Raw genomic sequence first — 19,748 nt, forward strand, 5'->3', positions numbered from 1 at the left:
GATTCTTAATATATTAAAATTATAAAATAAACTATAAGAATTATACATAATTTATTGTAAAATGAAATAGAATAATCAATTTTATGAGAATAAAGAAGCTAATTTCAAGAATAATTTTTATTTTAATTTTCAGCTGTTCAAGCCATGATACTATTACAATATTGACCGATAATCAAATTATTCCATTTTATATAAACCAATTTAATATCCAAAATAAAGAAAGTTTTATCATTAAATACAAAGAACATATTAATATGCAAACAATTAATGAAGAAAATGCTCAAATTATTGTCTCAAAAAATATTGATAATATCAATATAGCTAAAAATTTTAAAAATATTCAAAAATACTATTATCCAGATTATCTAGTATTAAATAACATATCTGCAAAATTTGCATACAAAATTATTCCAATAAGCTTTGATATTCCTATCTTAATATACAAAAATAAATATCAAATACCAAAATACATTGATTTACAAAATATTAAAGAAATATATAAAAGCTTTCAAAAACAGAAAAAATTTTTTGTCTCTCCATATATCTCTGAAAATCTATTTTACATAATATCTGAAATAAATGACTTAAACTTTAGCTTTAGAAAAAATAAACCAGAGTATGATGAAAAAAAAATGTCTAATATGATAGATCACATCAAATCTTTCATGAATGATAATGAACTTGAATTACAAAAAAGGTTTGCCGAAAAATATCAATATTTAAATTTAGAGAAAATATTATTTCAAAAGGAGACTCTTCTTATTGCAGGAATAACTGACTTAACATATTATCATAAATTAAACAAAGATACAAAAGACAATCTCAATTTTTCATATCTAACAAACAAAGAAAAAAAAACATCAATATACAATATGAACTTCATGGGAGTTAAAGCAATCTCAAAACCTATAGAAAAGTTTATTCAATGGATACTAAATAAAGAGATACAAGAAGCTCTTATTAATCTTAAATATAAAACAAAATTTAATGAACATTTTGGATTTATAAATGGATTTACACCTTATAAAGAGTTAAATCTGAAATTAAAACATACATCTAAAGAAATACCTTTATTTATCATAGACGAAAATTACATAAACAAAAATTCATATATATTAAACAAAAAACAAATAGACAAAGAAAACCAAATGATTAATGAAATATTTTTATATAAAATAGATAACACTAATTCCCAATAAAAAGTTATACTCTTTTATAATTAACTAGCATTAGATAAAATGTAGCAAGAAACAAAATAGAAAAAATCAAAATGAAAGATATATATATATTAGCAAATATTTGAGTAAAAAGTGATATTAAAACTAACAATAAATAATTTACAAAAAAGGATATAATAATTGAAAAAACAGCTATAATTAAGGATACAAGTGATATTACAAATTTTAAATTAAATTCAAAATTGATACTAGAAGCTATAACAATAAATATAACTCCCAAAAAAACTAATAAAATAGGATTTATCATTAAAAAAAGACTTGAAGAGAAAATATTAATCAGTCTTAAATTTAATACTTTAACTTGATTAAAAGAACTTATAAGATTTTGAATGGGTACAAAAATACTATTTCCATCAGAATTTGCAAACAAACCTAAGTTATTTATATCTTTATTAATATCAATTATACCTGGGTTACTTAAACTAAAATTTACATTTGCAACAATAACTTTAGTAGCAGTAATATCACTATTTTCACTATTCTTATCTAAAACATTTTGATAAACTCTATTTCCCTTAATAGTAGCAAATGGCACTTTAATATGCAACATAACATTGCCTAAATTATCAAATTTAATAAGTTCAAAATTTTTAACCATCTTCATATTAGACCTAGTGTTTACTACTTTTTGCATATAAATATAATCATATGTCCTATTAATATAATCAGATTGAAATAAAAACACATCATTTATACCATAATGCTCATAATACTTTTCAAGTTCATCAAAAAAGAAATACTCATTTTTAAGCTTTTCCAAAGATTTATTCTTATAACTTAAGATTTCATTGTCATTTGGGAATAATTTATGAAGTTTTAAAAAGCCATAATAGGCAGATTTAAATTTGCTTGTATTAAGATATAAAAAATTTTTTTGCTTCTCTTCAAAAATTGAATGTTTTTGTTCAAACTCGATATTTTTATTTTCATTAATGGCCTTGAAAGTCAAGTCTAAAAGTGCAGAAAAATCATCATCTTTAGTTGCAACAAATCCCATGTAAGCAAAATAATTAGCTGTAGAATAATCACCTTTATCAAGAAATCCATTAATAATATCTTGAAAATCTTTCTTGTTTAGACTTTTAATCAAATACGTTTTAATAGCTTTTTTGGCTTTTTCTAAATCAATGTCATAAATCAGCATTCTATCATATTCAGATCTAACTAAATAATAATTCATTGATACTTCATTATCATCATAATTAATAAGTTTCATCTTTTCATATATGTCAATCAATTTTTCAAGGTATTTTTTTTTCTGTTTTAAAATTTCTATTGACTCCTCTACACCTAAAGCTTTACTTGAAGATAAATTTATATCTATCTTTTTAACATCGTTAACTATTATATCTGCTTGACTTTTAAGAAAATTATATCTTTCATAGTTATACCTATACTCATTTTTTTGCTCAAGCACATAAGACATAATAGAATTAAAAACAAGCAAAAAAACAATACCTATTACAAAAAATAAAAATGTGAATGGATAAAGCTTTTTAAATAAATACCCTTTATATTCTATTAGATAAAGCTTTGTATCTTTACTAATTAAAAAAATAAAATAAATTAAAATAAAAAAAATGAAAAATCCATTAAAATAGTAATAAACATTTAAAACAGCGTCAAAAAATGTGGCTATTAATACATGTTTTTCTAGATAATCTGCTCCAAAAAAATATGTATAACAAAAAGTAAAGCCAATAAAGAAAAATAAAAAAGTAACAAAATTCATTAAAAATATACATAATTCTTTTTTCATATTTAATACACTATCTCAATGCAAACTACTATCAAATTTACCATCAACTCTAATATAATCAGAAACAAAACCAACTAAATAAGCAGAAAAAAAAGTTATTAAACAAAACACAAAAGGAACATAATTAGAAAATGCACTTTTCCCCATAAGTAAATCAATACTCTCTGGAAACTCAACTGCATATATATTGTAAACCTTAAAAAATAATATAACAAAAATAGGATAAAGAAAAAAAGAAAAACAACTTGAAAATATAAAGTTAAAAGTATAACAAAATGCAAATAAAAGTAAAGAAAATCCAAATATATTAAATATTAAACTATAAGTTTCTAAAGAAAGAAAAAAATTATTTAAAGTATCTAAATCATTAAAAATAGCACTCATCAGACTACTATCATGTAATTTTTGAGTTAAAAATGAACTTTTATTCAAATTAATGGTATTAAATTTAAAAAAATCTGGATTATATGACAATGTTTTCAAATTTTCATCATCTAACCCATTATCTTTGACTTTCAAAACACCTTTAAAACCAAATGATTTAACATCATTACTATAAAATATTATTTTATCATCGAAAAAATGTACTACCCCATCTTTAATGATACTTTTGTCTCTACTATAAACATTCAAAAAGATAGAATTAAAATGAAATAATGCTAAAAAGCCAAAATAAGATAATAGCAATATAAACATAAAAATTACAATATATAGGGTTTTAGAAAGCTTAAAACTTTCTAGATTAAAAGGATAAGCAATTCTCATAAAGGTACAAACAAGAGCAAAAGGCAAAACATAACAATAAGCATCATAATAAAGTTTAAAGTTAACAATAGACAAATTCGAATACAAAAAATTATATTTTAAATAAGATGCACAAACAAAAATTATAGAAAAGGTAAAAAAAAATAAAATAAATCTATATGATATCAAAAAAACTAACTTTAAAGCACTCAACATACTAATTTCCTATAAGTCAAACAATTTAAGACTTTTCCATCGATAAGACTTCCTTAATTTTTTGCTTGGCTTCTTCAAAGCTAATTTGCAAGGCCAAACTAATTTCATGCTGTAAAATTAATTCAAAATCATTTAAAATTCTTTTTTCATAGAAAGGCAATTCTTTTTGCATAGATTTTGCATATAAAAATTTATACAATTTAGCGGTACTTAATATATCACTTTGTTTATAGAAATCATGACTACCATCCTTTATCTTTTTTTGATCTATTTGACCTTCAAAGTCTTTAATTACATCAAAAACTTCCTCTACCTTTTCCTTGCTAACTAAAGCTCTAATTCCAAGATCATCTGCCCTAGAAACTGGAACCATAAAAGTCATCTCATTGAATGGAAAATATATTTCATAATAATCAATAAACTCACCATTAAATTCCTTATTTTGAATATTTTTTATTTTTCCCACCCCCTGCATTGGATAGACTACAGCTTGATCTAATACAAATGCCATTATTTACCTCATATAAAATAATTTAATAATATTTAAGCTTAAAAAAATCATAAAAACACACTTAAATTAGTTCTAATTCCAAATTTATTTACATAAAACAAATTTTCAAGATAATCATTACTACAAAAACTTATTATCATGCTAGGAGTTAGCTTATTAATATTTGCAAAAAACATCTCTTTATTCCTTTTAACAGCTTTTAAATCATAATAACCAATAAAGTTAATCTCTTTATGTGATTCTTTTAACCTTAGAAAATTTTTTTTAGAAATCATCTTATCTTGATCAATAATATAACACGTTTTATATGTATTTTCCAACACGCTCATTAAAACAAGCAAAATTGTATTTGCATCATAACAACCAATATCAATCCGCTTAAAAAATTTTAAAAAAGCTCTTAACAATTTAGAATTTGAAAAAACAAGCGAAGAACTCTTAACACGCTTTCTAAACTTTTTAAAGAACAAAAACTTTAGAAAAGATTTACAATTAACAAAAATAACCATCGAATGGTATGGATGAGAAACAAGATACTCAAATCGACTAATTAATTTATTACTACTCTTAAATACATCTATTGGCATTCCAAAAAGATAAATCCTATCTGGTTTTGAATATATATCTTTTAAATTAGCCATTATTATTAGCCTCTAATAATAATTTAAAATGCACAAGAGAATAAATAATAGCTGTCTCAGCTCTTAAAATTGGAGTATTAAATCTTACAAACTTAAAATCTAACTTTTTAAAAAAAGCAATTTCTGAACTTGAAAAACAACCCTCAGGACCTACTAAAATTCCAATTTTACCAGAAAAACTAATATCATCACCACAACTTAGCAAAAGACCATCATTATGAGCAACATAATAATTTACAGATGGAGAATAAGGGATACAAAAAAAATCTCTATAAAAATTAAGGCTAGGAGCTTGAGTATTACCACTCTGTTTTAAAGCCTCATCAATCAATCTTAAAAATCTTTCATTTTTAAAGGTTAAATTATCCATATCTATTTTAGCAACAGAATGCTCAGCATTAACAATATTTATCTGAGCTACACCAATTTCAACAATCTGCCTTAAACTTAAATCTAACTTCTTACCCTTAAGAGTAGATATAAACATGCTTATTTCGAAATCACGCTTCTTAAGTTTTTCCACCTTAAGAGTAGAAAGCTTAATAAAATTACTGCCTATACTTAAAATTTTAGTAAATCTTACTTCTTTCCCCCTAAAGAGAATACTTAACGTATCACCTACCCTCACTCTTCTTACATCAACAAGATAATGATAAATCTTAATATCATTAATGATGATATCATTTTCTAGCAAACAACTATCATCTAAGACTATCTGCTTCACAAATTAATTTTTAGTTTCCTTTAAAAGATATTCATAAGCAGTTTTTAGCGCTCTATCATAACGCAAATTATAAACTGGTATTTTATTATCTGTGTGTTGATAAAATTGAAAAAATAAATAATAACCTAACATATCTTTATCTATTTCTAAACTACGGCTTGAATACTTTTTAACAGCATTATCTACAAAAGAATCTATTTCATCCTCAGTAATTGATTTTTTATTTTTTTTACCCTTTAAAAAGTTCTCCACAAAATTCTTATCAAAAATTTGTTTATATGCTGAAATTTCATCCTCAGAATAATCTGACCTTCCAACCTCTAAATCAGGTTTAATACCAACATTATGAATACTGTTACCAGAAGGAGTATAGTACTTTGAATTTGTAATCTTAAATCCTCCAGTGTAAAAAGGTAATATGCGTTGAATTACACCTTTACCATAAGATTTCTCCCCTATAACATAAACTCTATTATTATCCTTTAAGGCTCCCACTAGAACTTCTGATGCTGATGCTGAGTTTTTATCAATCAAAGTAACAATTTTCATATTCAAAGGCACGATATGTGAAGAAGTCGCCTTATATTCTATAGGAACATTAGAATCTCTTGACTTTGTTGATACAATAATACCCTCAGTTAAAATATCATCTGCTATCTTTATTGCATCTTGAAGATAACCCCCAGCATTCCATCTTAGATCTAAAATCAAAGATTTTATTTTATGTTTCTGTAGCTTTTCAAAAGCTTTTCTAAAATCCACGTTAGTATTTGGGTTAAAACTTATTATCCTAATATATCCAACGTCTTTATTAATAACATCATGTTTAACAGTCTTGATATCTAATTTTTCTCTACAAATTTCAAATTCAAGATTTAAATCTTCACCCCTTAAAACAGAAATCTTAACTTTAGTACCCGCTTCTCCACCTAGGAGTTCAGTAAATTTTTCTAGTGTCATTGAATTAGTACTCTTACCATCAACAGCAGTAATATAATCACCAGCCTTAATTCCAGCCTTATAAGCAGGTCCATCTTCAAAAGGACTAATCACCATGACATAAGAAGCAACAGAATTGCTGGAATTTAAAGTAACATTTTTCTTAACAATAGAAATTCCAATCCCAACATAATTTCCGTGTGTAGTCTTTGAAATCTCTAGTAAATCTTTTCGTGTCAAATATTGAGAATAAGGATCATTTAATGCATTAAACATTCCCTTTAATGCCCCTTCAAAAATAGCCTCTTCATCAACAGGTTCAACATAAGCACCCTTAATAAATTTAAAAGCTTCCAACATCAACTGAGAATAACCTTCATCAGACATCTTAACATTAGAAGAATTTGACTGTGCGAATATAGATTCTACAATAACTGAAGAACTTATACCTAAAATTAACACAAAGTATAAAACTACTAAAAATTTCTTTTTCATCTATTTAACACCTACATCAAATAAAACTTGATTTTATCTCCATAATATAATATTTTAAAATTATGTTAAAGACAAATAACCCAAAAATGAAAAGAATAATCACAGTATTTATTCTTATTTTACAAGGGATTTCAAGTCTATTAATATTATCAGCACTATATGGATTTACTAAAAATACAGTGTTTATAAGCAATTCTTCTGTAAAATTCATGGTAGCATTTATCATATTTTCACCAGAATTATGCATATGCATATTAACAATAAATTATATACTGTATGCAAAATTTAAAATCCTTCATAATTTAATTACAATAACAAAAACTTTTCAAATAATCATGAGTACTTTACTGATTGTATTGGGAGCTGTTTTTAATTTATTGCATACAAAGCAAATATGGTTTCTTGTTATGTTAGCCAAAATAGTAACAACTTACACCATATTTAACTCAATAATTTTAATTTTAATTAAAAAAAAGGATAAAATGACGGAGTAAAGATTTGATTATTATTCCTGTAGCTAGCGGAAAGGGAGGTGTTGGAAAATCTCTTTTTTCAACAAATATTGCAATTTGTCTTGCAAATGAAGGGAAAAAAGTATTACTTGTCGACCTTGATCTTGGGGGTTCAAATTTACATTCTATGCTCAACATCATACCCAAAAAAAGTATTGGCACTTTTCTTAAGACAAAAATTCCCTTTAATAGCATAATAATTGAATCTGATATAAAAAATTTAAGCTTTATAGCAGGAGATTCAGATATTCCTGAACTTGCAAATATAACCATATTTCAAAAAAAAAGAATAATCAATAACTTAAAAAACTTAAACTATGATTATCTTATAATTGATCTTGGAGCTGGAACAACATTTAATACAGTAGACTTTTTTCTAATGTCAAATAGTGGAGTAATAGTCACAATCCCAACAGTAACAGCAACAATGAATGCCTATTTATTCTTAAAAAACGTAATATTTAGAATAATATCAAAAGTATTTATAAAAGAAACCAAAGCATACCAAATAATATCTGAAATCAAAAAAGATTCTAGTGATTTACAAAAAATATATATACCTAATTTATTACTCAAAATAGAAGTTTATGATCCTGAAAATTATGAAAAATTTATGCAAATATTCTCACAGTTTAGTCCTTTCATAGTATTTAATATGTTAAATACACCCGATGATATTAAAAAAACTGAAAAAATACTCAAATCAGCAAAAGACTATTTAAACATCAATTTACAAAGTATAGGTTCAATTTATAAAGATGAACTTGTTGATAATGCACTAAATCATAAAATACCAATAACTCTTTATAAACCAACAAGCATGACTTCTAAAAGTATACAAAAAATAGCAAAAAAATTAATTGAACTTGAAGATGTAATAGATAGCGTAAACTTGTTAAGCGAAGATGATCTAAATGCAAGCTATCATTTTATAATTAAAGAAGCACAAGATGAATATCTAGAGAGATGTTCATATCTTGAATCATTATTAATAAACAAAACCATAGATAATAATGCCATTATTGATATAATAAAATCTCAACAAAGCGAAATTGCAAAACTAAGAAAACAAAATTTGTTGTTTAAAAAAAAGTTATTTGCAAAACTAAAAGAAGAGTAAGGAGAAAAAATGCCAAATTACATAAATTACCCTAGCTGGTTACATCCTGAAGTAATTAAAGGAATACCAATTACATGGTACAGCCTATCTTATATCATAATAATAATGATATGTTATAAATTCATTTGGTATCAAATACAAACCAATAAGCTTGATATAGAAAAAAGTGACTTTGAAACATTATTTTTTGCAAGTGTGATAGGGGCAATACTTGGTGCTAGATTAACATCTACCTTAATTTATGATAAAAGTGGAATTTACTATACACACCCATGGTTAATCTTTCTTCCATTTGACCAAAATTGGAACTTTACAGGATTTAGAGGAATGGCAATACATGGAGGTTTTGTTGGCATCATTATTGCAGTATTTACAACTATAAATACTAAACTTAAAAATACAAACATAAAGAAATACTCACTAAAGATATCAGATTATGCAGCAATATCTTTCTCTTCAAGTTACATATTTGGAAGATTAGCTAACTTTGCGAACGGAGAACTTTACGGAAGACCAATGAAAGGCGGGATCATATTTCCTAACGCAGAACCTTTTAAAGTAACTTATAAAGGAGTAAAAGAATTTGCAAAATCAGTTGGACTAGAAATACTGCCTCATGATTTATTTATTAATCTTCCAAGGATTCCATCTCAAATCATCGAAGGATTATTTGAAGGGACTATATCATTTTTACTACTATGGTTTGTTTTTAGAAAAATTAAAAAATATGATGGGTTCATTTCTGGAATATACATCATTCTTTATGGAGTATTTAGATTCTCTATTGAATATCTAAGGGAACCAGATAAGGAAATAGGATTTGTTATAACCTACAAAACACCTGAGAGTATATTAGATTTTTCATTCCTAAACATATCAATGGGACAAATATTGTCATTAATCTTAATATCATTAGGAATTACTTGGTTAGTACTAGCCAAAATAAACTCAAATAAACTAAAAAAAAATAAATCACAAAACATAGATTTAAAATAAAATTAATATAAACTTATTTAAATAAAATGAAAAATTTAAATTTAAACACAATTGTAATATCTGAAAAAGACATTAGTGAAGATGATATTACAAGGTTTAAATCTTTCTTTAACATAGTTCACATAGTAAAATCTAGAAAAAATGTATCTAATGCATTTATAAAACAAAATAACATTAAGTTTGCTATTATCTACAACTATAAAAGACAAATAGATTTTTCAATTAGTCTGGCAAATGATTTAAAAAATATCAATAACATCCATTCTATTATCATCAATAACAAGCCTATAGACGAATCAATCTATAGAACAAACTATATAGATATACTAAAGACAATAAATGAATTAAACGATACACATAAACTAATAAAACAGAAAAAAATTCATAACGATAATAACAATACTAATCTTGATTTTTTTTTAAATCTAGCTGAACTTATCCAAGAAATAGTAATCATCACAAATACCAACAATGAAATCATCTATATTAACGAAAAAGGCAGCGGAGAACTTGAACTACCAATAAAAATTAAAGGAAAACCAAATAAAATAAGTGATATCAAGATCATAGATTTAGAAAAAGAAATTAAAATAGATTTGAATTATAACACAAATGTTATTCCTGAATTTAAAAAAATATTGATAACTAACTGTATTTTGAAGACTAAAAATAACAAAAAATTAATCGTAGACTTATTTATTAGTACAATTGCTCAAAATAACATTGATAAATTAATTACAATAAAAGATATATCATATTCAAAATCTAAAAATAAAATCAAAGATCTCAGACTTATCGATCAACAAATAGATTTGTATAATATTAAGGAACTTGAAAAACTATTAATCAACCAAGTTGAATCTTCTTATAAAAAGGTCTATTTACTTGATCTAGACTTGCACATAAATATAGATTGCGAATATAAAAATAATAAAGATAACTTGAATACAAAAATACTTAAAGGAATGATCTCTAAAATAATGTCATTCCATTTAGAATATATATTTAGATTAAATAATAATAATTTAATAGTTATTATATCCACAAGCGGAGGAGAACAAAGAATAATATCAATTGCAGAAAAAATCAAAAATACTATCTCTACAGAACTTAGAAAGGAAGGTTGCATAATATTCAAATTTAACATTGGAATAATAGAAGTAAACTTAAAAGAAGATATAGAGACAAAAATTGCAAAATTAAAAATAGCAACAAAAATATCTGAAGAATATAAAGATTCTATGCCTATTTTGTACAAAGATGAATTACCAGAAATAGTACTTATTAAAAATCAAAATAAAATATTTGAATACATAGTAAAAGCAATAAAGAATGACTTTTTTAGCCTTTACTACCAAAAAATTACCCCTCTTAAAAAGCACTTAAAACCTAAAATTGAGATACTAACAAGACTTTTTGACTATACAGGAACTCCCATTCCAAACGGTAATGTTTTTAGTTTAATAGATAAGTATAACTTAACCGTTGAAGTGGATAAATTAGTAGTTACTAAAGCCTTAAGAGAGTATACAAACTTTGTATCAAAAAATGGTATTCATATTTTTTCAATAAATATTTCACCATACTCACTTAAATCCAAAAATTTTAGAATGTTTTTAAGAGAAACACTTCTTAAAAGTCATATTCCACTTCAAAATATATGCTTAGAAATTACAGAAACTGGAATTTTAGAAAATTTTGAACTGATGAATAAATATTTTAAAGAACTTAAAACTTTTGGTATTAAACTTGCACTTGATGATTTTGGCAGCGGATATACTTCACTCTCATACATTAAAATATTGCCAATAGATATAATTAAAATTGATGGATCCTTTATTCAGGTAATAAATTCTAGCCAAATAGATCTTGTAATCATAAAATCAATAAAAGAAATTGCTGATACAAAGAAAATAAAAATTATAGCTGAATTTGTCTCAGATGAAGAAATACTTAAAAAAATAAATGAAATTGGAATAGATTATGGTCAAGGATTTTTATGGCACAAACCAGAGCCAATTTAGAGACAATACTTAAATACTAATACAAATACATCAAATAATTTTATAAAAAAAAGAAAATTGACAAATAAAGCTCATAATACAATGTGTAAATATGGTCGTTATCCCAAAATAATCTTTAGATCACAATCAAAAATTGATTGAGTTAATTTGTCGTTTATTGTCAAACTAAATTTTAACAAGAATATAATGTTATAATAAGTAACTTGGAGGAAAAATTTTAATGACAAAACAAAATCCTTGGCTATCTTTAAGCGAAAAAGAAAAAGATCAAATTTTTGAATTTGCTCAAAAATATAAAAAATTTTTAAGTACAATTAAAACCGAACGAGAAGCTACCAATTACGCTATACAAAGAGCAAAGGAAAAAAACTTTATTAATGCATGTGAAAAACAAGAACTAAAAATTGGAGATAAAATATTTTATACATGTCGCAATAAAAACGTCGCGCTTGTATTGATTGGAAAAGACCCTATTGAAAATGGAATAAATTTCATTGTTTCACACACAGACTCACCAAGACTTGATGCAAAACCATCACCAATTACTGAAGAAAATGAATTAACATTGCTCAAAACAAATTATTATGGAGGTATCAAAAAATATCAATGGTTATCCCTTCCTCTATCAATACGAGGAGTAATATTTTTGCAAAACAGTGAAAAAGTAGAGATTAACATCGGTGATGATAAAAATGATCCCGTATTTATAATTCCTGATATTTTGCCACATCTTGACAGAAAAGTACAAAGAGACAAAAAAGCTGATGAAATTATTGAAGGCGAAAATCTAAAAATCATAATTGGCAGTCTACCTATTGAAACAAAAGAAAAAGACAAAGTAAAATTAGCTACTCTTAAACTAATAAAAGAAAAATATAAAATAGAAGAAGAAGATTTTATTTCAGCAGAGATAGAAATAGTACCAGCAGGAGAAGCAAGAGATATAGGATTTGACAGAGCACTTATTGGAGCCTACGGTCAAGATGACAAGGTTTGTGCCTATACTTCACTAGAGGCCATATTAAATTTAGAAGAAACTCCTAACAAGACTGCTGTATGTTTTTTAGTAGACAAAGAAGAGATTGGTTCAACTGGTTCAACTGGACTTAACTCAAGATACCTTGAATACTTCGTATCAGACATAATATTTAAAATGGATAAAAATAAATACAATAATCTTCTTGTTCAAAAAGTATTATGGAATTCCAAAAGCATATCTGCTGATGTCTGCGGAGCAATAAACCCTTTATTTAAATCTGTTCATGATGAACAAAATGCACCCAAATTAGGATATGGAATACCCATAATTAAATATACAGGACACGGGGGTAAAATCATGGCAAGTGATGCTGATGCAGAACTTGTATCTTATATTAGAAATTTGCTCAATAAAAATAAAATAGCTTGGCAAATAGCTACACTTGGAAAAGTGGAAGAAGGTGGTGGAGGCACTGTCGCAAAATTCTTGGCACATTATGGCATTAGAACAATAGACATGGGACCTGGAGTAATCAGCATGCACTCGCCATTTGAAATAACCTCTAAATTTGACATATATACTTCTTATATGGCATATAAAGCATTTTTTGAAGGATAAAGAAATATGAACCAACAAAAAGAAACATCACAACATATTATAGAATGCTTTGGAGGTGTTGGAAATATTAAACAAGTACAAAAAGATATCACTAGAATAAAGATACTAGTTGATAGTAAAGCCTTAGTCAAAAGAGAAAATTTAACAAACGATCAAAACGTTATAGGCACAATTAAGTCAAATGAATTCATAGAAATTGTGATAAATTTTGAAATAATTGACGAAGTTTATAATAATATCATGTATATGATAAATCAAAAAACATAATAGAGAACCCTTAATGGGTCCTCTAAAATTTAAAATTTCTTATATAATCAATAATTGATTCAGGCATTAACTCTTTATTTAAAATCTTATAAATTATGTTTGCTAAATTAGAATAATTTAAATCACAACCTAAAGATTTAAAAAGCAAAGAAATTTCTTTAGCTGCCAATATTCCCTCAGGCAAATAACCAATTTTGTGAATATTTCTTATCAAATCATCTATATCTGTAAATCCTGCTAAAATATTTTTACTCACAATTTCATTACCAAATCTTCTATTCCTTCCAAAAATACTTCGACAAGTAACATCTAAATCTCCAGAGCCAGCCAAGAATAAAAACGTTTCTTCATTACAAACACCAATCTTACATGCAATATTTTTCATGTCATTTAAAGAAACTGCAAATAAAAAAGATTCTGTATTACTACCTATTAAATTTGGATTTTTTATTTTATATTCATCTAAAATTCCAAATGCAATTGCAAATATATTTTTCAAAGCCGATGCTATTTGAACACCAAGAACATCATTACTATAAAACATAGAAATGGAAGTATTACTAAATAAATCAATAAATTTGCAAGCATTTTCCAAGCTCTTACTAGCAGCCACAAGTCCTGTAATAATTCCAAGTCCAACTTCCTCAGCATGACTTGGTCCAGCAATATAAGTGATTTTATCTTTGTATTCAGTTAAAATGCTTTCTGCAACTTCCATAATCGTATTTGGTTTTTCTTCAATTGTTATAAAACCTTTTGTAAGTATTGCTAATGTAGGTTGTTTAGTAATAAACATATCTCTTAATTTATTTAAAATATCTAAAGTATAAAGGGAAGGAGTTGCAATAAAAATATAATCAGATAAACTCACAACGTTAAGCAAGTTAGAACTTGCAACCAAGTTATCTGATAATTTAATACCATTTAAATATTTAAAATTTTCATGTTCATTATTAATGCTATTTTTAACACTCTCTTCAAAAGACCATAATAAAATATTATTATCTCTAAATTTATCTGCCAAAACCTTAGCAATAGCGGTTCCCCAAGCTCCTGACCCAATAATAGATATCTGCATATTTACTCCTTATTAATTATAATAACTCATATTTGATTGTCTTATCTAATAAATAAACTCTAACCTTATCATTATCTTTAAATCTTTTTAAAATCAAATCATTAATTAATAAACTTCCAATCTCCTTGACTACAACCTTATGTACACTTTTAATGCCAAGCCCACTTTTATAAGTCTTATCCCTTAAATAATGAATAACGCATTCTTCAAAACAAACAAAAATATTCTCAGCCTTTAGTATCTTAACAAAATTATTCATCTCTTCGATAATAGCCTTTTCAAAATCACTCTCATCTACAGGCCTAAAGAAAAAAATATGATCTACTAAATCCAAAAATCTACTAGAAAAACGTTTTTCTAATAAATTTCGACTACTAACTACATCATTTTTAAATCCAATGCTACTTAGTTCTTTATGTTCTATATTAATATCTATTATTATTATACTATCTGATAAACTCACACTTCTACCAAGATTATCAAAAAGTTTACCAGTGTTAAATCCTTCAAAAAAAAAAATCTATGACTCTCTTGGGAGATTTGTCAAAATCTGATAGCAAAATAATTGAACTTGGGGCTTTACTCAAAAATTTAAAAAATTTAGTGGGTTCATCATAAGAATCAGCTCCATATATGGGCCCTATTAATCGATTAATTCCATCAAAATCTCCATACTCACTCATTCCCAAAGTAAGCTTGGGAATCTTAAGCTCTTCTGATAAAATAGAAGCAAGTTTACTCTTATTTGCATCAGAGGAACCTATCAAAATGAAAATACCAAGAGTGTTGTTTTTAAATAAAAATTTGATCCTTAAAAGTTTTATACTCAACATTAAATCGGATAAAAGTTTCTCATCAATGATGATGCTTTCTCTTATTTTACTCTCAAGACTAATAAGTAAGTCATTATCATAATTATCAAAAGTAAAAATATTAGCTCCAATCATAGAATTCACAAAGTTTCTCACATCATCACTTGTTATGACTTTTTTGTTACCCTCAAGCTTAAATTTAGCTCCAAGATCATCTAATAAATCAAAAGCTTTATCAGGAAGAAACCTGTCTTTAATACATTTAGACATAGAAATTGAAGCTAATAAAGCCTCATCTGTATATTTAACATTGTGATACTTTTCATATTGTTCTTTAGTCCCTTTTAAGATAAGATAAGTATCCTCAAAGCTTGGTTCTCTAAGTTCTATGCTATTAAATCTTCTTATTAAAGCTTTATCTTTCAAAAAGAACTTCTGATACTCATATTTAGTAGTAGCACCAATAAACTTAACTCTACCTAAAGTTAATATAGGCTTTAATAAATTAGAAACATCCATGTTACTAAAGGAAGTAGCTCCAGCTCCAACTATCATATGAATTTCATCAATAAAAAGAATCACTTTTTTTTTAAAATATAAACAATCTAAAATTTTATTTATTCTATCTTCAAGATCTCCTCTATATTTAGTCCCAGATATAAGTCTTCCAATATCAAGAGAATAAACTTCATAGCCTATCAATTCTTGGGGCACTTGACCTACTTTTATCACATAAGCAAGTCCTTGAAGCAATATTGTTTTTCCAACTCCAGGTTCTCCAAATACAATTAGATTACTTTTATGTTTACGAAGCATGACTTGAATCAACTTAAATAACTCTTTTTCTCGACCAATCAAGGGATTTTTCTTTAAACTTGGCTCTAAACTATCAGTAATATTAACTAAAAAATATTCAACAGAATTGTTACTACTACCCAATAAATCATCATGTTGCTCTAAATTAAAATAATCTTCTTCAAAAATACCCAAACCTTCATCTCCATTTACATCTTTATTAAAAAGATCTCCTGAACCTAATTCATCCCTCTCAAAAGCTCCTAAATTTAAGTCTGAACCTAAATAATCATAAACTTCGATCATCTTGTCAAAGATAGTTAAATTAAAACCTGACTTTAACAAAGCATCTAAAATTGTATTTTTTCTTTTTTTAATTAATACCCATAATAAATCTTTCTCTTGTAATCTATAAGGTTTTTTATAATAAAAAATAGTATCTATTATATCTTGATACAAATCATTTATTTTAAAAAGATAATTTGAAATATCAGAATTTCTTAAAGGAAGCTTATTGAAAAACTCTTCTAAAACTCTGTCAAAAAGATAAAAATCAAGTGTACATAAACTAAGCAATTCTTTAATTTTTTCATCGCTAATTAAACTACAAAAAATATGCTCTTCAGTAAAGATAAGATGCTTACGTTCCATAAAAAACAGAAATGATTTAAAAAATAAATTATTTAAAGCTCTTCTGTTATACATTAAACACCAACTATAAAATAATTCTCAAAATTTTTTTCTTACCAACTCTAAGTTCAAGCTCACCACTAGCAAAACTATCTTTACTAAGGAAATAATTTTGATCTATTACTCTCAATTTATCTATATAAACTCCACCAGAATTAATAAGTCGTCTGGCCTCTGACTTACTAGATACAATTTTTAAAAAATCCATCAGATCAATTAATAAAACACCACCCCCATCTAAACCAAGCGGTCCCAATTTAAAGGACGGAATATCTGCTCTATTTCCTCCATGTCCTTGAAAGGCTGCTTTAGCTGCTGAATTAGCTCTTAAAGCCGCATCTTCTCCATGAACAATCTTTGTTATTTCAAAAGCCAAGGTCTCTTTTGCTTTATTTAACAATGCTCCCTTGAAGCTTGAAATATGATCAATCTCATCTTCTTCTAAAAAAGTAAACAGATATAAAAATTTTTTAACATCCAAATCTGGGACATTTCTAAAATATTGATAAAAGTCATTAACACTGTAAATCTTTGAATCAAGATAAACTGCTCCTTGTTCTGACTTTCCCATCTTCTTGCCATCACTTCTTGTAATAAGTGGTAATGTAAGTCCAAAAACCTCTGTTCCTGACTTTCGCCTAATCAAATCAACACCTAGTACAATATTGCCCCATTGATCATCACCTCCAATTTGAAGGCTACAATTTTTAGTCTTACTTAATATATAAAAATCATATGATTGCAAAAGTTGATAATTAAATTCAATAAAAGACAGACCATTATTATTCAATCTTCTTTTATAAGTCTCAAATCCCAACATACGATTAACAGAAAAATGAACTCCAACCTCTCTTAAAAATTCAATATAATTAATATTATCAATCCATTCTGCATTATCAAGAACATATCCTTGACTAAAATCTATTATTCTAAATAATTGTTCCTTGATTGCCTTAACATTTCTGCTTATATCTTCCTTTGCTAAAATTTTTCGCATTTTATCCTTACCTGAAGGATCACCTATCTTTGTAGTACCACCACCAATTAAAGCAATTGGAATATGACCCTGCCTTTGAAGATGTGCCATTGCCATAAAAGGAATTAAATGTCCAATATGTAAAGAGGTCGAAGTAGCATCAACACCAATATAAAAGACTATCCTCTCCCTATTCATTAAAGCATTTAATGCTCCTAAATTAGTACATTGTTTTAAGAATCCTCTCTTTTTCAAAATCTCTAATGCAAGATTCATCTATTTGAAACTCCCTTGTAATTTAGAATTTCAGTTTTAATATATGAATATAAATCATCAATAGGAATTCTTATCTGAGTCATACTATCCCGCTCTCTTAAAGTAACCGTTTTATTCTCAATAGTATCATAATCTATTGTTACACAATAAGGTGTTCCAATCTCATCTTGACGCCTATAACGTTTACCTATCGTACCACCATCATCATAAAACATGTAAAAATCATCACTAAGTTGCATAAAAATTTTTCTAGCAAGTTCAGGCAATCCATCTTTCTTTACAAGAGGCAGTATTGCAACCTTATAAGGAGAAAGTTTAGGATGTAAACGCAAAACTATTCTTTTATCTCCTCCATCAAGTTCTTCATGATCATAAGCATCACAAAGGGTCATTAAAACACTCCTTGTAAGTCCAACTGACGTTTCAATAACATGAGGAACATATTTCTCACCACTTGTTAATTCATGATATTCAAATAACTTAGGTTTTCCACAAAATTTTGCATGCTGAGATAAATCATAATCACCTCTATTATGAATTCCCTCAACTTCTTGAAAACCAAATGGAAACTCATACTCAATATCAACTGCATATTTAGCATAATGAGCAAGTTCATCATCTTTATGTTCTTTAAACCTAAGATTACTGGATTTTATTCCAAGAGTTTCAATAAAAAAATTCATTCTTTTTTGCTTCCAATAATAATACCAATCATCCATATTATTAGGATGCACAAAAAATTGCATTTCCATTTGTTCAAATTCACAAGTCCTAAATATAAAATTCTTTGCTATTATTTCATTTCTAAATGCTTTCCCAACCTGAGCTATACCAAAAGGAACCTTAAGTCTTGTAGAATCTAACACATTACGAAAATTAACAAAAATACCCTGAGCAGTTTCTGGTCTTAAATAAATTTCACTAGAACTATCCTCAACCGCTCCAATATTAGTCTTAAACATCAAATTAAAACTTCTTGAAGATGTAAAAGAATCCATAGTATTACAATTAGGACAATTTTGAGACAAATCAACACAATCCGTCCTAAATCTATTTTTACAATTTTTACAGTCCACCAATAACTCTAAAAAACTATCAACATGTCCTGATGCTGTCCAAACTTCAGGTCTCATTAAAATGGAACTATCTAGACCTACCACATTTTCATGCAAATAAATCATATCTCTCCACCATTCTTTCTGGATATTTTTTTTAAGCTCAATACCCAAAGGTCCGTAATCCCATACGCCTGAGAGACCTCCATAGATTTCTGAGGATTGGAACACAAAACCTTTTCTCTTAGCAAGCGAAATAACATCTTCTATTTTAGCCATATTA

At 26.4% G+C, this 19,748-nt stretch carries 16 protein-coding genes and 1 pseudogene; 6 read left to right on the forward strand and 11 right to left on the reverse strand.

The genetic code is table 11. From position 1 onward, the window contains the following. The first annotated feature begins 83 nt into the window (after positions 1-83). Complete coding sequence (locus tag K5563_RS01755; protein WP_221037295.1) at positions 84-1,199, forward strand: hypothetical protein; 1,116 nt, start codon at positions 84-86, stop codon at positions 1,197-1,199. Positions 1,200-1,203: 4 nt separating this feature from the next. Here K5563_RS01755 and K5563_RS01760 read toward each other — a convergent pair whose 3' ends face one another. Genes K5563_RS01760 through K5563_RS01790 form a run of 7 tightly spaced genes read right to left on the reverse strand, consistent with a single transcriptional unit; the run spans position 1,204 to position 7,520 of the window. Next, positions 1,204-2,997 carry a hypothetical protein gene (locus K5563_RS01760; protein ID WP_221037296.1) on the reverse strand — a complete coding sequence of 598 codons (1,794 nt, stop codon included), beginning with the start codon at positions 2,995-2,997 and terminating at the stop codon, positions 1,204-1,206. 15 nt (positions 2,998-3,012) lie between these two features. Then, positions 3,013-3,957, reverse strand: a complete 945-nt coding sequence (locus tag K5563_RS01765; protein WP_221037297.1) for a hypothetical protein — start codon at positions 3,955-3,957, stop codon at positions 3,013-3,015. 25 nt (positions 3,958-3,982) lie between these two features. Next, a complete protein-coding gene (locus tag K5563_RS01770) occupies positions 3,983-4,468 on the reverse strand; it encodes a CarD family transcriptional regulator (protein WP_221037298.1) in 486 nt (161 codons plus the stop codon). 47 nt (positions 4,469-4,515) lie between these two features. Further along, a complete protein-coding gene (locus tag K5563_RS01775; protein ID WP_221037299.1) occupies positions 4,516-5,109 on the reverse strand; it encodes a hypothetical protein in 594 nt (197 codons plus the stop codon). After that, positions 5,102-5,833 carry a 16S rRNA (uracil(1498)-N(3))-methyltransferase gene (locus K5563_RS01780; RefSeq protein WP_221037300.1) on the reverse strand — a complete coding sequence of 244 codons (732 nt, stop codon included), beginning with the start codon at positions 5,831-5,833 and terminating at the stop codon, positions 5,102-5,104. Before K5563_RS01780 ends, K5563_RS01775 begins: the two co-directional genes overlap by 8 nt. A 3-nt stretch (positions 5,834-5,836) precedes the next feature. Next, complete coding sequence (locus K5563_RS01785; protein ID WP_221037301.1) at positions 5,837-7,267, reverse strand: S41 family peptidase; 1,431 nt, start codon at positions 7,265-7,267, stop codon at positions 5,837-5,839. Between the two features lie 16 nt (positions 7,268-7,283). Next, positions 7,284-7,520 (reverse strand): hypothetical protein, encoded by a 237-nt coding sequence (locus K5563_RS01790; RefSeq protein ID WP_221037302.1) that lies wholly within the window; start codon positions 7,518-7,520, stop codon positions 7,284-7,286. A 245-nt stretch (positions 7,521-7,765) separates the two neighbouring features. Between K5563_RS01790 and K5563_RS01795 the strand changes: the two genes are divergently transcribed. The 5 genes from K5563_RS01795 (at position 7,766) to K5563_RS01815 (ending at position 13,783) form a co-directional block, all read left to right on the forward strand. Next, on the forward strand, positions 7,766-8,899 hold the full coding sequence (locus K5563_RS01795) for a P-loop NTPase (RefSeq protein WP_221037303.1): 1,134 nt from the start codon (positions 7,766-7,768) through the stop codon (positions 8,897-8,899). Between the two features lie 9 nt (positions 8,900-8,908). Next, on the forward strand, positions 8,909-9,895 hold the full coding sequence (gene lgt / locus K5563_RS01800; protein WP_221037304.1) for a prolipoprotein diacylglyceryl transferase: 987 nt from the start codon (positions 8,909-8,911) through the stop codon (positions 9,893-9,895). Between the two features lie 26 nt (positions 9,896-9,921). Next, entirely contained in the window at positions 9,922-11,919 is a 1,998-nt protein-coding gene (locus tag K5563_RS01805; RefSeq protein ID WP_221037305.1) for an EAL domain-containing protein, read from the forward strand. 220 nt (positions 11,920-12,139) lie between these two features. Continuing rightward, entirely contained in the window at positions 12,140-13,516 is a 1,377-nt protein-coding gene (locus K5563_RS01810; protein WP_221037306.1) for an aminopeptidase, read from the forward strand. A 6-nt stretch (positions 13,517-13,522) separates the two neighbouring features. After that, a complete protein-coding gene (locus tag K5563_RS01815; RefSeq protein ID WP_221037307.1) occupies positions 13,523-13,783 on the forward strand; it encodes a PTS transporter subunit EIIB in 261 nt (86 codons plus the stop codon). A 22-nt stretch (positions 13,784-13,805) separates the two neighbouring features. Here the strand turns inward: K5563_RS01815 and K5563_RS01820 are convergent, their stop codons facing one another. From K5563_RS01820 to K5563_RS01835, 4 genes and pseudogenes are all read right to left on the reverse strand, one after another. Then, a complete protein-coding gene (locus K5563_RS01820; RefSeq protein WP_221037308.1) occupies positions 13,806-14,861 on the reverse strand; it encodes an NAD(P)H-dependent glycerol-3-phosphate dehydrogenase in 1,056 nt (351 codons plus the stop codon). Positions 14,862-14,877: 16 nt separating this feature from the next. Continuing rightward, a pseudogene (locus K5563_RS01825) lies at positions 14,878-17,173 on the reverse strand (ATP-dependent Clp protease ATP-binding subunit). Positions 17,174-17,183: 10 nt separating this feature from the next. Then, positions 17,184-18,410, reverse strand: a complete 1,227-nt coding sequence (gene tyrS, locus K5563_RS01830; protein ID WP_221037309.1) for a tyrosine--tRNA ligase — start codon at positions 18,408-18,410, stop codon at positions 17,184-17,186. Beyond that, entirely contained in the window at positions 18,407-19,744 is a 1,338-nt protein-coding gene (locus tag K5563_RS01835) for a glycine--tRNA ligase (protein WP_221037310.1), read from the reverse strand. Before K5563_RS01835 ends, tyrS begins: the two co-directional genes overlap by 4 nt. Between the last annotated feature and the right edge of the window lie 4 nt (positions 19,745-19,748).

This window comes from Borrelia sp. HM (genome assembly GCF_019669085.1).
Taxonomy (GTDB): Bacteria; Spirochaetota; Spirochaetia; order Borreliales; family Borreliaceae; genus Borrelia.

What these genes read in the sequence shown, in the direction of transcription:
- K5563_RS01755 (WP_221037295.1), top strand. Translation starts at nt 84, where the DNA reads ATGAGAATAAAGAAGCTAATTTCAAGAATAATTTTTATTTTAATTTTC.
- K5563_RS01760 (WP_221037296.1), bottom strand. Translation starts at nt 2,997, where the DNA reads ATGAAAAAAGAATTATGTATATTTTTAATGAATTTTGTTACTTTTTTA.
- K5563_RS01765 (WP_221037297.1), bottom strand. Translation starts at nt 3,957, where the DNA reads ATGTTGAGTGCTTTAAAGTTAGTTTTTTTGATATCATATAGATTTATT.
- K5563_RS01770 (WP_221037298.1), bottom strand. Translation starts at nt 4,468, where the DNA reads ATGGCATTTGTATTAGATCAAGCTGTAGTCTATCCAATGCAGGGGGTG.
- K5563_RS01775 (WP_221037299.1), bottom strand. Translation starts at nt 5,109, where the DNA reads ATGGCTAATTTAAAAGATATATATTCAAAACCAGATAGGATTTATCTT.
- K5563_RS01785 (WP_221037301.1), bottom strand. Translation starts at nt 7,267, where the DNA reads ATGAAAAAGAAATTTTTAGTAGTTTTATACTTTGTGTTAATTTTAGGT.
- K5563_RS01790 (WP_221037302.1), bottom strand. Translation starts at nt 7,520, where the DNA reads ATGCATATGCATAATTCTGGTGAAAATATGATAAATGCTACCATGAAT.
- lgt (WP_221037304.1), top strand. Translation starts at nt 8,909, where the DNA reads ATGCCAAATTACATAAATTACCCTAGCTGGTTACATCCTGAAGTAATT.
- K5563_RS01805 (WP_221037305.1), top strand. Translation starts at nt 9,922, where the DNA reads ATGAAAAATTTAAATTTAAACACAATTGTAATATCTGAAAAAGACATT.
- K5563_RS01810 (WP_221037306.1), top strand. Translation starts at nt 12,140, where the DNA reads ATGACAAAACAAAATCCTTGGCTATCTTTAAGCGAAAAAGAAAAAGAT.
- K5563_RS01815 (WP_221037307.1), top strand. Translation starts at nt 13,523, where the DNA reads ATGAACCAACAAAAAGAAACATCACAACATATTATAGAATGCTTTGGA.
- K5563_RS01820 (WP_221037308.1), bottom strand. Translation starts at nt 14,861, where the DNA reads ATGCAGATATCTATTATTGGGTCAGGAGCTTGGGGAACCGCTATTGCT.
- tyrS (WP_221037309.1), bottom strand. Translation starts at nt 18,410, where the DNA reads ATGAATCTTGCATTAGAGATTTTGAAAAAGAGAGGATTCTTAAAACAA.
- K5563_RS01835 (WP_221037310.1), bottom strand. Translation starts at nt 19,744, where the DNA reads ATGGCTAAAATAGAAGATGTTATTTCGCTTGCTAAGAGAAAAGGTTTT.